This window comes from Nonomuraea aridisoli (assembly GCF_003236395.1).
In the GTDB taxonomy this organism is placed as follows: Bacteria; Actinomycetota; Actinomycetes; order Streptosporangiales; family Streptosporangiaceae; genus Nonomuraea; species Nonomuraea aridisoli.
This window is the reverse complement of sequence record NZ_POUD01000008.1, coordinates 68,472-80,694: the sequence shown is the minus strand read 5'-3', so window position 1 is coordinate 80,694 and position 12,223 is coordinate 68,472. Positions and strand designations below refer to the sequence as shown.

At 69.8% G+C, this 12,223-nt stretch carries 10 protein-coding genes and 3 pseudogenes; 5 read left to right on the top strand and 8 right to left on the bottom strand.

Features of this window, described 5'->3' with window-relative positions; all coding sequences use genetic code 11:
• Positions 1–102: 102 nt before the first annotated feature.
• The 4 genes and pseudogenes from C1J01_RS51885 to C1J01_RS03840 all read right to left on the bottom strand — a co-directional run bounded on the left by C1J01_RS51885 (position 103) and on the right by C1J01_RS03840 (position 3,483).
• Positions 103–1,049 (bottom strand): annotated as a pseudogene (locus tag C1J01_RS51885) (lantibiotic dehydratase).
• Positions 1,050–1,216: 167 nt separating this feature from the next.
• Positions 1,217–1,423, bottom strand: a complete 207-nt coding sequence (locus C1J01_RS03855) for a hypothetical protein (RefSeq protein WP_146615460.1) — start codon at positions 1,421–1,423, stop codon at positions 1,217–1,219.
• 86 nt (positions 1,424–1,509) lie between these two features.
• Positions 1,510–2,745: a methyltransferase, FxLD system gene (gene fxlM, locus C1J01_RS03850; RefSeq protein ID WP_111176008.1), complete on the bottom strand. Its 1,236-nt coding sequence runs from the start codon at positions 2,743–2,745 to the stop codon at positions 1,510–1,512.
• Positions 2,746–3,153: 408 nt separating this feature from the next.
• Positions 3,154–3,483 carry a hypothetical protein gene (locus C1J01_RS03840; protein ID WP_111176004.1) on the bottom strand — a complete coding sequence of 110 codons (330 nt, stop codon included), beginning with the start codon at positions 3,481–3,483 and terminating at the stop codon, positions 3,154–3,156.
• Between the two features lie 274 nt (positions 3,484–3,757).
• On the opposite strand from C1J01_RS03840, the gene C1J01_RS03835 reads away from it, so the two are divergent.
• From C1J01_RS03835 to C1J01_RS03820, 4 genes and pseudogenes are all read left to right on the top strand, one after another.
• Complete coding sequence (locus C1J01_RS03835) at positions 3,758–4,873, top strand: NsdA family TPR-like regulatory protein (RefSeq protein ID WP_111176002.1); 1,116 nt, start codon at positions 3,758–3,760, stop codon at positions 4,871–4,873.
• A 280-nt stretch (positions 4,874–5,153) separates the two neighbouring features.
• Positions 5,154–6,773, top strand: coding sequence for an IS21 family transposase (gene istA, locus C1J01_RS03830; RefSeq protein ID WP_235854241.1), 1,620 nt, complete (start codon positions 5,154–5,156; stop codon positions 6,771–6,773).
• Positions 6,770–7,575, top strand: a pseudogene (istB, locus tag C1J01_RS53650) (IS21-like element helper ATPase IstB). Before istA ends, istB begins: the two are co-directional and overlap by 4 nt.
• Positions 7,576–7,855: 280 nt before the next feature.
• Complete coding sequence (locus tag C1J01_RS03820; RefSeq protein WP_111176000.1) at positions 7,856–8,650, top strand: SDR family oxidoreductase; 795 nt, start codon at positions 7,856–7,858, stop codon at positions 8,648–8,650.
• Between the two features lie 194 nt (positions 8,651–8,844).
• Here C1J01_RS03820 and C1J01_RS51880 read toward each other — a convergent pair whose 3' ends face one another.
• The 3 genes and pseudogenes from C1J01_RS51880 to C1J01_RS03810 form a co-directional block, all read right to left on the bottom strand.
• Positions 8,845–9,009 (bottom strand): helix-turn-helix domain-containing protein, encoded by a 165-nt coding sequence (locus tag C1J01_RS51880; protein ID WP_235854237.1) that lies wholly within the window; start codon positions 9,007–9,009, stop codon positions 8,845–8,847.
• Positions 9,010–9,100: 91 nt separating this feature from the next.
• Positions 9,101–9,289: pseudogene (locus C1J01_RS51875) on the bottom strand (hypothetical protein); the annotation flags it as partial.
• A 47-nt stretch (positions 9,290–9,336) separates the two neighbouring features.
• A complete protein-coding gene (locus C1J01_RS03810) occupies positions 9,337–9,792 on the bottom strand; it encodes a DUF4383 domain-containing protein (protein WP_111175998.1) in 456 nt (151 codons plus the stop codon).
• Between the two features lie 195 nt (positions 9,793–9,987).
• Here C1J01_RS03810 and C1J01_RS03805 point away from each other — a divergent pair, with 195 nt between their 5' ends.
• Positions 9,988–10,326 (top strand): hypothetical protein, encoded by a 339-nt coding sequence (locus C1J01_RS03805; protein WP_111175996.1) that lies wholly within the window; start codon positions 9,988–9,990, stop codon positions 10,324–10,326.
• A 466-nt stretch (positions 10,327–10,792) separates the two neighbouring features.
• Here C1J01_RS03805 and C1J01_RS49540 read toward each other — a convergent pair whose 3' ends face one another.
• Positions 10,793–11,626 carry a hypothetical protein gene (locus tag C1J01_RS49540; RefSeq protein ID WP_181448562.1) on the bottom strand — a complete coding sequence of 278 codons (834 nt, stop codon included), beginning with the start codon at positions 11,624–11,626 and terminating at the stop codon, positions 10,793–10,795.
• Between the last annotated feature and the right edge of the window lie 597 nt (positions 11,627–12,223).

Sequence of the window (12,223 nt, the reverse complement as noted above, 5' to 3'; positions counted from 1 at the left end):
CTTCACCCACCCACTCAGCTTCGTCCGACGGGTGATCCGGCCTTGGCACCCGCTATCGAGGCCGCCTAAGATCCACTCACGGCACCTACCTCGTCGAGCCTTTTACACCGCTCCGAGGACGCGACCGGCGAGGTCGAGCAGCGGCACGAACCGGTGCCGCCCGTACCGGTGGAGGAACCGGTCGTGGAAGCCGGCCAACGGGTCTGCAGCGGCCCCGACCCGCCACAGGACTCCTGCGGCGTCGGCTGCCTCCCGCGCCAGCCGGGCAGGCAGGACCACGTCGGCGTCGACGGCCACGTCAACAGGCACCGGCCGCTCCTGCAGAGCGATCCGGTCGGCCACGTCCCGCGCGGCGGCCAGCATGGTGAGCCGCTGCGGCGCGCCCGGCGGATAGGTGTCGGCATCGGCGAGGTGCCGGCGGATCAACGCCACGTCGTCGCGGAGCGCGCTGCCGGGGAGTTTCGCCAGAAGGCGCCCCAGCGGGTCGTCGCTACCGTCCTCGCCGAGCAGGTCGGTCAGGAGGAACCCGTACGCGACGAGCTGCAACACCATGGCGCGGATTGGAGGCTCGGGAGTCCCGGGCCAGGCGCGGGTGACGGCATCGAGCACCTCGCCCCACGAGGCTCCCCCGCGCACACCTTCATGACCAGTGCGGTGGCGTCGGTCGCGCGCACGGTGACCCGCCGCACCCCGGCGCCGCCGGGTTCTGCCGGTCTCTCGCGTTCCAGCCGTCCGCCGCGGCGGACGGTCAGGGTGTTGGCCGACAGGGTGAGCCGCGGCAGCACGTCCGGATCGGAAAGGACGCGGTCGGCTACCGTGGCCAGCCACCCAGGGTCGGGCACGCTGCGAGCTCGGTGCGCGCTGCCCATGGTCCGGCCGTCCGCGCCGGCGGAGTCGGAGAAGAACGCGGCTGCCACGCCGGCGAACACACCCTGCGGGGTGGGACGGATCCGGGCCCGGAGCGTGTAACTGCGCGCCGTCTCGCCGCCGCGGCCCTCCAGTGAGGCTGCGGCGGCGAGAGCGGACGCCTGCCGGGACGCCAGGAACATCCCCTCACGGACCAGCGGATGCACCAGTTCCCCGGCCGGGCCGGCGTCGGCCGGGGATGTCAGGGGGAGGAGCGGGATCCGCGCCAGCGCCGGGGCGGCGGGAACCGGGACGAAGATCTGCGCCATACCCAACTCCTCCCTCTGAATTCACGGTCGCGGGCTGCTAATCAGCAGCCGCCGCTGCAGCCGCAGCTCGCGCAGGTCCCGGTGCAGGTGTCGTTGGTGCAGTCCGCGGAGTCCATCCCCGCAGGCAGATCGTGGACCGGCCCCACCTGAACGCCCAGGTCGAACAGGTTGGAGACGTCGAGCGGCGTGACCTCGGCGGTCGAGTCGAGCGGGTCGGGCCGGTCGAGCGTCGGCGTGCTGGATCTCATGACCACCTCCAGTTGCGGATGCTTCCCCTGCACCGGACGGTGGAGGGGGTGGTGCGGCTGTTCCCGATGGGCGCGCGCGTGCCGCGTCAACCACAGATCACGAACACCCTGCTGCGCGCCTTGTCCGCCGTGATCATGGCGGCGGGATGGTCGGCGCTCCCCTCCGGATGGACCTCCATCCGGAGCGCCGCCAGCTCGTCGCGGGCGCGGGCCATGCCCCACGACCGAACCCGGTCGGCGACCTCACCGGCCAGCCGCTCCCCATCGGGCCCGTACGCGCACGCCCCCAGCTCGACCATCTCCTGCGCGGTGTCGCTGGGCGCGGGACGGCGGACCAGGTACGCGAAGCTGTCGGACGTGTAGCAGCCCATGCTGCCCCACGGGTAGATCGGGTCGACCAGGCCCGCCTCCCGCGCCCGGTCCGCGACGAGGACCCGGCAGGTCTGTGCAGTCGCGCCGACCAGCCAGAAGTCCAGATGCACCAGCGGTTGCCACGGCACCACCACCCCCGACCAGGCCAGGGACGGCGCGCCGGTCAGCGCCGCGGCGAACGCGTCCGCGTCGACCGGATGTCCGTCGTCGACGCGGATCCACACGCCGCTGTTGACGGGCAGTTCCTGGTTGAGTTCCGCGACGGCTTCCGGGCCGTGCATCGGCATGAACCCGCACTCGTCGATCGACACGCTTCGCCAAACGTCGCCGGAGAGTTCCAGCGCCACGGACCGGGTGACGCCTCGGATCCGCAGCGGGACGACCAGCCGCCCGTCCGGTGCGAGCTGTTCGCGCCACGTGGGAGGCACCTCCCACGCGCCTGCGGTGACGATGATCCGGTCGTAGGGTGCGTTCTCGGGGTGGCCGGCTGCGCCGTCGCCGTGGATGACCTGCACGCGGTCGTACCCGGCTGCGGCCAGGCCGCGCCGGGCTCCCGCCACGATGTCGGCTCCGATGTCGACGGTCGTCACGTGGCCCTCCGGCCCGGCGAGCTCGGCGAGCAGCGCGGCGTTGTAGCCGGTCCCCGCGCCTATCTCCAGCACCCGATGGCCGGGCTGGACGTCGAGTTGCTCCAGCATCCCCGAGACCACCCCAACGCCGGACGCGGAGCTGATCGCTGTTCCGTTCTCGTCCCGGTGCGTGACCACCGAGTCGGGCCCGTATGCCTGCTCCAGCGGCGCGTCGGGCACGAAGACGTGCCGGGGTACGGTCCGCATCGCGGCCTCCACCTGCACCGTGGTTACGCCTCCCCAGCTGCGCAGTTCGTCGACCATGGCGTCACGCAGCGCGCGGTCTGTGCCGTCTTCCTTGGGTGCGGTGTTGGTTTCCACCGGGCGGAGCGTACTCAAGCGGGTCTCCTCGTCTGTTCGCGAATCGCTGGTGTTTGCGGCCCCCGCGTCTCCCGTAGGACACGGACGTGAGCGGGGAGTGCGGGGGCAGCCGTCGCCGGCGTCGGGGCCGGCGGGCTAGCGGATGCCTGCGACACGGGTGGGATCGCCCCACCCGTCAGCCTTCAGCTCCCTGTTCCTCTTCGCCAGCCACGCCTCGACGGTCTGCCCGGAAGGTAGCGGCGGAACGATCCGGTTGAGGAGCATGCTCGCGCCGTGGGTGTGCTCCTCATGCAGGACCACACAGCCGAGTACGGGGGCCGCCACCAGGATGATGAAGCGCTCGCAAGACGTGGGGAGGCTGCCGGATCCAGCGCGATGCGGCAGCTCGCTCGGCCACGTCCGTCTGAGTCACGCGGCCGCCCTCCACAGGGAGGCGGGAAGCTCGTCGGCCAGGAGCGGCGGCACCACCGGTGCCGCGGACTCCTCGGCGATGCGCCGGCCCTCAGCCTGCGTCGCGACGATGAGCCTCCACAGCTCCTCGGGTGTCCTGCCCTTGCGGTAGACGCCGCCCGGCTTCCACGGGCCCCTGTAGTAGCCGGTGAAGTGCTGTCCAGCGGGCTCCCACAGCACCATCCACCAGAAGGCGCAGGCCTGTTCGAGACAGGCCGCCCACCGCCAGCCGGTCTCGTCGTCGATCCTGGCGGGTGGTGTTCTGCCGTGCGGAGTGCTGGTCGTCACGTGGGCCTCGAATGGCTATCGTCGGGACTGGGATACGCGACTGCGCAGGGCTCGCTGTCGCTCACAGATGCATGTCTCCATCACAGTGCGGTGTGGTACGACTTCGGGAGAGGACATCAGCGGCGTACTCGGTATCCGCCCTGTCCCCCCGGCGGAGGTGCATGAGATGAGCACAGTCCCGGCTTGGTCGGCGCGGCTGCGTGCCGAGAGGAACAAACGCATTTGGTCGCAGCGCGACCTTGCGAACCATCTGGCGCGGGTCGCGGATCGGGCGATGCCGGAGCCGGAAAGCATCATGCGGCGCATCCGCGACCACGAGAGCGGCAAGCGGCGGCCGGACGACGAGTACGCGGAGCTGTACTGCCGGGTGTACGGGCTGAGCGAGCAGGTCCTGTTCGGCGGCGACGACACGGACGAGCTCGGCGATGAGATCGACGCGATCGAGCTGGCGCGGCGGGCAGCGGCCAGCGACGTGGGCGGCGAGACGCTGGAACGGCTGGAGATGGCCGTGGACGACCTCGCCGCCGCCTACCCGAACACCCGCCCCGCCGAACTGCTGTACAGGGTGAAACGGCACCTGACGTACGTGGCTCGGCTGCTGGACGGGCGCAAGACGCTGGCCGAGCATCGCCGCCTGCTCGTCGCCGGCGGGTGGCTGTCGCTGCTCGGCGCCACCTGCCACATCGACCTGCGGCAGTACCCGGCCGCCACCGCGCGGCTGCGCACCGCGGCGCAGCTGGCCCACCACGCCGAGCATCCAGAGATCGCCGCGTGGTGCGTGGAGACCGAAGCGTGGAAGGTCCTCACGGACGGCGACTACCAGACCGCGGTGACCCTCTCCCAGGGGGCGCAGGCGATCGCGCCTCGCACCGGTTCGGCCTACATTCAGGCGACCGCGCAGGAAGGGCGGGCGTGGGCGCGGCTGGGCGCATCGGCCGAAACGCGGGACGCGCTCGCGCGCGTCCACAAGATGGTCTCCCCGATGCCCGTCCCGGACCGGCCTGAACACCACTACCGGTACGACCCCGCCAAGTCCGACGCCTACACGGCGACCACGCTGGCATGGGTAGGCGACCCGGCAGCGGTCGACTGCGCTCGCCAGGTACTCGAACGGCTGGAGTCCTCCGACGACGGGGGGCCGCGGCCGCGGCGGGCTGCTTCCGCGCGGTTGGACCTGGCGCTCGCGCTACTCGTCGCTGAGGAGCTGGAGGAAGCCGGCCACATCGCGATGGAGGCGATGGCGAACGGTCTGCTGGTGCCGTCCAATTACTGGCGCGTGGCTGAGGTGGTGACTCAGGTCGAGGCTCGGGGGGTGTCTGCGGGGCGGGACCTGAGGGAGGCGTACCAGGAGCTCTGTCCGGCGCCGGCGCGGCGGGAGATCAGCGGCTAACCCCTACTGGGGGTGCCGTTAACCAATGTGACATCAGCCGCCAACAAGCCTTGAGCTGGGAAATCAGCTTCCCGATTCGAGTTCGGCTCGCTCTGTCGTGGTTCTGTCGATGACAAGTGACAGCGTTTGACGGTCTGCTGCGACAGCGATCGTTTCCACTGCAAGGTGATGTCGCTGAGAAGTAACAGCGCCCGAGCGCTTGCGGTGAGAGCACTGATGTGCTTCGCGGGATGAGGTGGCGCTGGTGCAGCCCAAGTCCAAGGTCGAGTTGTAAGCGGCGATCCGCCGCGATTCTCGAGCTGGGCTGTCCATCCGGGCCATCCAACGCAAGCACAACGTGGGCTTCCGTACCGTGGAGAAGGCACTGGCCTCGGTCTGGCCCGCGCCGCGCAAGCCGCTCCCGCCCCGGCCGTCCCGGCTGGACCCATTCAAGCCGCTGATCGACCAGATGCTGCGGGTGGACCTGGACGCGCCGCCCAAGCAGCGGCACACCGCCAAGCGCATCTTCGACCGGCTGCTGGAGGAACACGGCGCGGTGCAGGTGTCGTACGGCATGGTCCGCGACTACGTCGCCAATCGCCGCCCGCAGATCCGATTAGAGGCGGGCCGGGCGCCGGCGGAGGTCTTCATCGAGCAGACCCACCAGCCCGGGGCCGAGGCCGAGGTGGACTTCGGGGACGTGTGGATCCACCTGGCGGGCGAGCTGACCCGGTGTTATCTGTTCTCGTTCCGGCTGTCGTGGTCGGGCAAGGCCGTGCACAGAATGTTCCTCACGTGCTCGCAAGAGGCCTTCTTCGAAGGGCACGTGCATGCGATGTCCGTACTGGGTGGGCTACCCACGGGCAAGGTGCGCTACGACAACCTCAAGCCCGCGGTGGCCCGAGTGCTGGGCTTCTCCCGCCGCCGAGTGGAGTCTGAGCGGTGGGTGGCCTTCCGCAGCTGGGCCGGCATCGACGCCTTCTACTGCCGACCCGGGCTGGTCGGCGCGCACGAGAAGGGCGGAGTGGAGGGCCAGATCGGCTGGTTCCGCCGCAACCACCTGGTGCCCGTCCCCGAAGTCGCCTCGATCAGCGAACTCAACGCGCTGATCGACCAGTGGGACATCAAAGACGAACAGCGCCGGATCCGGATGCGCACCCAAACCATCGGCGAGCGCTTCGCGCACGAGCGGACCCTGCTGGCGCCGCTGCCGGTCGAGCCGTTCGAGATCGGCCGGCTGCTGACCCCACCCGTCAACATGCACGGACAGATCAGCGTGCGCACCAACCGCTACTCGGTGCCGATCCACCTGGCCGGGCATCAGGTGCGGGTCATGTTGTTCGCATCCCATCTGGTCGTCTACCACAACGGCATCGAGGTGGCCCGGCACGAGCGGCTGATCGCCAAGGGCGGGGCCCGGCTGGACCTGGACCATTACCTGGAGGCCCTGGCGCACAAGCCCGGCGCGCTGCCCGGCGCCACCGCGCTGGAACAGGCCCGGGCCGCGGGCACCTTCACCGCCACGCATGAGGCATGGTGGGCTGCGGCCCGCCGCAAGCACGGGGACGCGGACGGGACCCGGGCGCTGATCGAGGTGCTCCTGCTGCACCGGCGCATGGAGCATCGGCACGTGGTGGCAGGGATGGAAGCCGCGTTGAAGGTGGGCGCACTGACCGCGGATGCCGTGGCGTTGGAGGCCCGCAAGATCGCTCAGGCCGACGACACTCCGGAGCCGGGTCCGCCGCCACCCCGGCCGGAACGGCTGGCCCGGCTGGATGAGCCTGCGGTGGTGTCGCTGACCACCCGGCGGCTGGCCCAGCTGCCGCCCGATACCCGGCCGCTGCCGTCGGTGGCCGTCTATGACCAGTTGCTGCGCCGCCGGACCGGTGGCCGGCCCGCATCTGAGGGAGAGCTGCCATGACCGCCTTTCACCGCCGCGCCCTGACCGAGGAAGCGGCCGAAGCCTCGATCTACCAGGCCTGCCAGCGATTGCGCCTGCCGACCATCCGCAGCCAGTTCGTCGAGCTGGCCGCTGCCGCCCCGCGCGATCAGATGAGCTATCTCGGCTTCCTGGCCGAGTTGCTGATGGCCGAATGTGATTACCGGGCCCGCAAAGCGTCGGAGCGGCGGATCAAGGCGGCAAGCTTTCCGAGGCAGAAATCGCTGCGCGAGTTCGACTTCGACGCCAACCCCAACGTCGACCCGGCCGTCATCCACACCTTGGCCACTTGCGACTGGGTGCGCAAGCACCAGTCGCTGTGTCTGATCGGCGACTCCGGGACCGGCAAGTCGCACTGCTCATCGCGCTGGGCACCGAGGCCGCGCTGGCCGGGTTCAAAGTCAAGTACACCCTGGCCGCCAAGCTGGTCAACGAGCTGGTCGAGGCCGCCGACGAGAAGGTGCTGACCAAGACCATCGCCCGCTATGGGCGCGTGGATCTCCTTTGTATCGACGAACTTGGCTATATGGAGCTTGATCGACATGGGGCCGAACTGTTGTTCCAGGTTCTGACCGAAAGAGAGGAGACCAACAGTGTCGCAATCGCCTCAAACGAGTCGTTTTCGGGATGGACCAAGACATTCACCGAACCCCGGCTCTGCGCGGCCATCGTCGACCGGCTCACCTACGGCGGCAACATCATCGAGACCGGCACTGAGTCCTACCGGCTCGCCCAAACCCGCGCCCAGGCCGACGCCGCCACAGCGAATAAGGCCGCTGGCTGACTCCCCCTTCTCACGCCCCTTCCTCGACAACGCCTGGCCCGCCGCTGGGAGGAGCGGGTCAAGATGCAGCGCCCGCAGGCGAAGCCGAGGACGAACGATCTTGATGCGGGACGAGCAGCGGCGATCGTCGTAGCGTCGAGGAAGAGCACCAGGCATCCGGCTGCTTCGCCCGGGTCTCTGCAGTTAGCCGCGAAGTGGCGGTATTACCGCAGGCAAATCCCTCCAATCCCCGGGCTGAAAAGCAGTTGAGGCGACAGCCGGGGTGAACCATGATCCCATCATGCCGGACACGACGCCCTCCAGTTCCCGACCCGTCGCTCTCGTCACCGGTGCGGGCGGACGCACCGTCAACATTGGCGCCGCAGTGGCCCGCAGCCTCGCCAAGACCGGCTGGGACATCGCGTTCACCTACTGGCGCCCCTACGACGACGAGAAGCCCTGGGAGCCCGAGCCCGATGCGCCCACCTCGCTCGGTTACGACTTGGGCAGCCTGGGCGCCCGGCACACCGCTGTGGAAGCAGACCTCGCAGACCCGAGCGCCCCAGCGGCCATCTTCGACTCCGTTGAGAGGGACCTCGGACCCGTCAGGGCTCTGGTGATGTGTCACTGCGAACAGCGCGACCTGAACCTCCTGACCACGACCGTGGATAGCTTCGACCGGCACTTCGCCGTCAACGCCCGGGCCCCGTGGCTGCTCATCCGCGAGTTCGGGCGGCGCTTTCAAGGGACGACCAACGATGCCGACCCCGGGCGCATCATCGCCTTCACCAGCGACCACGTCGTCGGCAACCTCCCCTACGGCGCCAGCAAAGGCGCCCTGGACCGCATCACCCTCGCCGCCGCCCACGAGTTCGCCCATCTTGGCGTCCGCGCCAACATCATCAATCCCGGCCCCATCGACACCGGGTGGATGACGGACGAAATCCGTATTGCCGGGAGCAAGCAGACCCCCGCGGGGCGCCTCGCCGGCCCCGAGGAGCCGGCCAATCTCGTCGCCTTCCTCTGCTCTCCGCAGGGCCAGTGGATCAACGGCCAACACCTTTTCAGTAACGGCGGCTTCCGCACCGCTCTCTGAAAGAGAGCCGGGGCGGTGAGTGAGGCTGCACGTTCAACAATATGATCTTGAGGTCGGGAGGCACCTTCTCGGTAGTCGCCTGATCGCTATAGGTGGTTCTTCTGGTCTTTGGGTGCTGCTACTTCTCACCGACATTCCGGGCTGACTCAGTACCCCGAGCGCTGTCGAAACTGACGAGCAAACGCTGCTGTTAGTCACGAGCAAAACCACTCTGTCGGCACTTCGCCGACAGATCGGCCGCTTGCGAGCTCGGGCACGTACTTGTAGATGGTGGAGCGGCTGACGCCGAGCAGGCGAGCGATGCTGGAGACGGTGTTGCCGAGTAGGTCGTGGGCGTGCCGGATTTGCTCGAGGGTCATCGCCGGCGGTGGGCCCAGCCGCTGGCCGCGGGCGCGTGCGGCGGGTGCCTTCGATGATGAGCTCGCGGATGAACTCGGCCAGCGCGGCGAAGACGTGGAAGACGAGCCGGCTGGCCGGGGTGGTGGTGTCTAGCGCCTCGTGCAGCGAGCGGAAGCCGATGGTGCGGCGCTTGGCGACGTCGACGCGCTGGTGGAAACGTGCCCGCCACTCGGCGAAATGATGATCTAGACGCTGTGCATCGCGCAGGCGCGCATCTCCGGCTCCCCGCTCGACCGGCACGAACCAAAGGGGTACCTGGAGCGCGCGGGCATACGCGCCGCGCTCGGTTAGTGAGTGTCCAGGCGGTGCTGGAGCCGCGCACGCGTCGCCATCGCCCCGAGCGCGATCATCACGACACCCAGCACCAGGTGCAGCCAGTTGTCGGCCGTGTTGAACGGGACGAAGTTGGCCGGGTGGCCGTGCGGGACGAACAGTCCGTAGAGCCAGAGCACCAGGTAGATGATGCCGCCGATGAGCAGGAACCAGCGTGCCCCCGCCCACGTCCTGGCCAGCAGGACGCCGGCGACCCCGAACACCAGGTGGATGATGTTGTGCAGGACCGACACCTGGAACAGGCCCAGCAGCATCGCGCCCGACTCGTGGCCGGCGAACTGCATCTGGCCGTAATTGGTGGTGATGCCGGGGATGAACCCGAGAATGCCGATCAGCAGGAACACGGCGCCGACGATGAGCGCCGCCAGCTGAACGGGGGTCTTGGTGGCGGAGGAAAGAACGCCGCTCATGGCGCCTCCCTTGTTGGTACTGGTGATAGTCATCTGCGCCTACCCCCTCAAGGCGGCCCTCACGCACTGTGACCTACAGCAGGTCAGGCAAGGATCTTCGTGGTCGGGTGCGCGATGATGCTCGGCATGGCTGCTATTGCGGGACGTAGGCGACGCGCGAATACCGGCCGGGTCCATGGGAGCCTCCAGGGCCGCGTGAGCCCTGAGGTTCGTGACCTCGCGTGGGCCGGCGCGGCAGCGCGCGGCCAGTCCATCTCGCTCTACCTGGAGACGCTGGTGGAGGCCGACCCGCTGACGCGCGGCCAGGTCACGGGCGCGATGCCTCGCCGCCTCCGTGTCCCCACGGGCACCGAGGTGATGCTGCAGGCCCGCGTACGGCCCGAGGTGTGCGATCTGGCGAAGAAGGGCGCTAAGGCCCGCCGGGTGCCGCTGTGGCGGTATCTGGAGATCCTCGTCGAGGCCGACCAGAAGGGCACGGCGCCCGTGGAGCCGGAGCAGACCGAGCAGCTCAACCTGGACCTGATGAGCGCCTGACCGGGCACCGCCCGGGACGGGAGCGAAGGGAGAACTGACCGCCGGGGACGGCGGATAACTCCATAAACACCACGAGGGCCCTCGCGCCATCTACCGCCAAGCAGGTGCGCAAGGACCCTCGAAACGGCCACCGGATCCCGGCGGGGCTTTCGCATGCCTGGAGCCGGTACCAGAAGCTAGGAGCCACAGTAATCGATAGGCCCCTGGCTCTGCCAGTCGTGCCCGGAATCGGCGTGTCGCATTCGGGCCAAACCGGCATAGCCACGACGCACGACTTCATACCCATCCCTCGCCCGGGCGAACCGGGACATGGCACCGTGACGGCAGCCCGCACCTGGGCGACGTTCGCGCCGCGCATCGCCGCGAACGACCGGGTGCGGCTCGCCGTCAACGGCCGCGACTACCTCCGCCGCGACGAGCGGAAGCTGACCGTGCGACAGCCGTGGTGCGTCGCCGCGGTGTACATCTACCACCACGGCCTGACGCGCTGGCTGCCCGCCGACTTCGACATCGCCAGGCGGCCGCGGCGGGCGCACCCGACCCGGCCGCCCTGGTCGAGCAGGAAGCGACCGACTTCATCGCCCTGCTCGCCCGGCTCGGCGGCGACTGCATCGCCGACGTCGTCCCCACCGGCGGCCGCCACGTCCTCGTGCCGTGGTCGACGCCGCGCCCGTACCACGAGATGCGGCGCCTCGCCGAAGCCCTCGCCAAGCGGTATGTCACGTTCGACCCCAAGCCTGCCCAGAACGAGCGGGAAGGGCTGATCACGCCGCCCGGGGCGTGGCATCGCCGCGGCGGCCACCGGCAGCTCACCACCACGGTGGAGCACGCCCTGTGGGTGTGCGACAACCCCAACGGCCCGGACGTGTGGGACGCGCTGCACGACGCGCTCGCCCCCGAACTCGAGTCTTTGGAGCTGCCCGACGCGGGCGCCGTTGACGTCGACCAGGCGGCGGTGAGGCCTCAGCGCGCGGACTGGGCGACCGATGAGCACGGGCAGCGCTGGCTTCCCCGCCCGGACGGGCCGCTCCCCCGCCTGTCGCCGCGCCTGGAGGAGATCGCCGCCACCGGCCAGTACGACGCCCGCCAGTACGACAGCCCTTCGGAAGCCCGTCAGGCGGTCATCGCCGGGGCGGCCGCGTGCGGCTGGCAGCTCGGCCACGTCGCCGAGCACATGCGCGCCGGCCGGTGGCCCGGCCTCGTCGGCTTCTACGCCCGATATCGCTCCGACCAGGCGCAGGGAGCGCGCCGCCGGGTCGTAGTCGGCCAGCGCCACCCCGGCGAGCTCGAACCGGCGCACCCCGGTCGAGTACAGGGCCGCGATGGGGGCACAGCCACCGGACGCGGCTCAACGGGCCGCTGGGGGCACAGTCAGCCGGACGCGGCTCGACGGGCCGTCGGCATGCATGACCACCGGTGCGGCATGCACGACCACGCGGGTGCATCGCCAGCCGGCCAAGGATGCGAAAACGCGCCGGACACCCTCCCGCTCGGCGACCAAGTACCGCAGCGCATCCACGCCATGGTCGCCCCCTTCACCGGCGCCTCCTACACCGGCTCCTCTTGTACGCGTGGGGCGCTTGCTAGAAGAAGCCGAGGGGGGTGCTGTCGCTGTTGTCGTGTGACGCCAGAAGCCCCGGCCTGGACCTGTGCGGTGCCTCTTGCACCGGCGCTTCGCTCATCGGCGCCTCCTTCATCGGGACTTCCTCCGGCGAGGTGCCCCCTAGGTAGCGGGGCGATCTATCTGCGCTGCCGGCCGGCCGCTTCGCGGGCTCCGGCTCCGGAGCCTGTGCCGCTGATACATCTCGCAGGCAGGCAGGCGCGGTCGACCTCCGCCGAGGTGCCGCTGTGGTCGTGCGGTGGCGGGCGGGGCTGTGTTGGGGGCGTGCGAGGATGC

Bases quoted from the DNA above. Each gene is read 5' to 3' on its own strand.
- C1J01_RS03855 (WP_146615460.1), bottom strand. From the start codon at position 1,423: ATGAGATCCAGCACGCCGACGCTCGACCGGCCCGACCCGCTCGACTCG.
- C1J01_RS03835 (WP_111176002.1), top strand. From the start codon at position 3,758: ATGCCGGAGCCGGAAAGCATCATGCGGCGCATCCGCGACCACGAGAGC.
- C1J01_RS03820 (WP_111176000.1), top strand. From the start codon at position 7,856: ATGCCGGACACGACGCCCTCCAGTTCCCGACCCGTCGCTCTCGTCACC.
- C1J01_RS51880 (WP_235854237.1), bottom strand. From the start codon at position 9,009: ATGACCCTCGAGCAAATCCGGCACGCCCACGACCTACTCGGCAACACC.
- C1J01_RS03810 (WP_111175998.1), bottom strand. From the start codon at position 9,792: ATGAGCGGCGTTCTTTCCTCCGCCACCAAGACCCCCGTTCAGCTGGCG.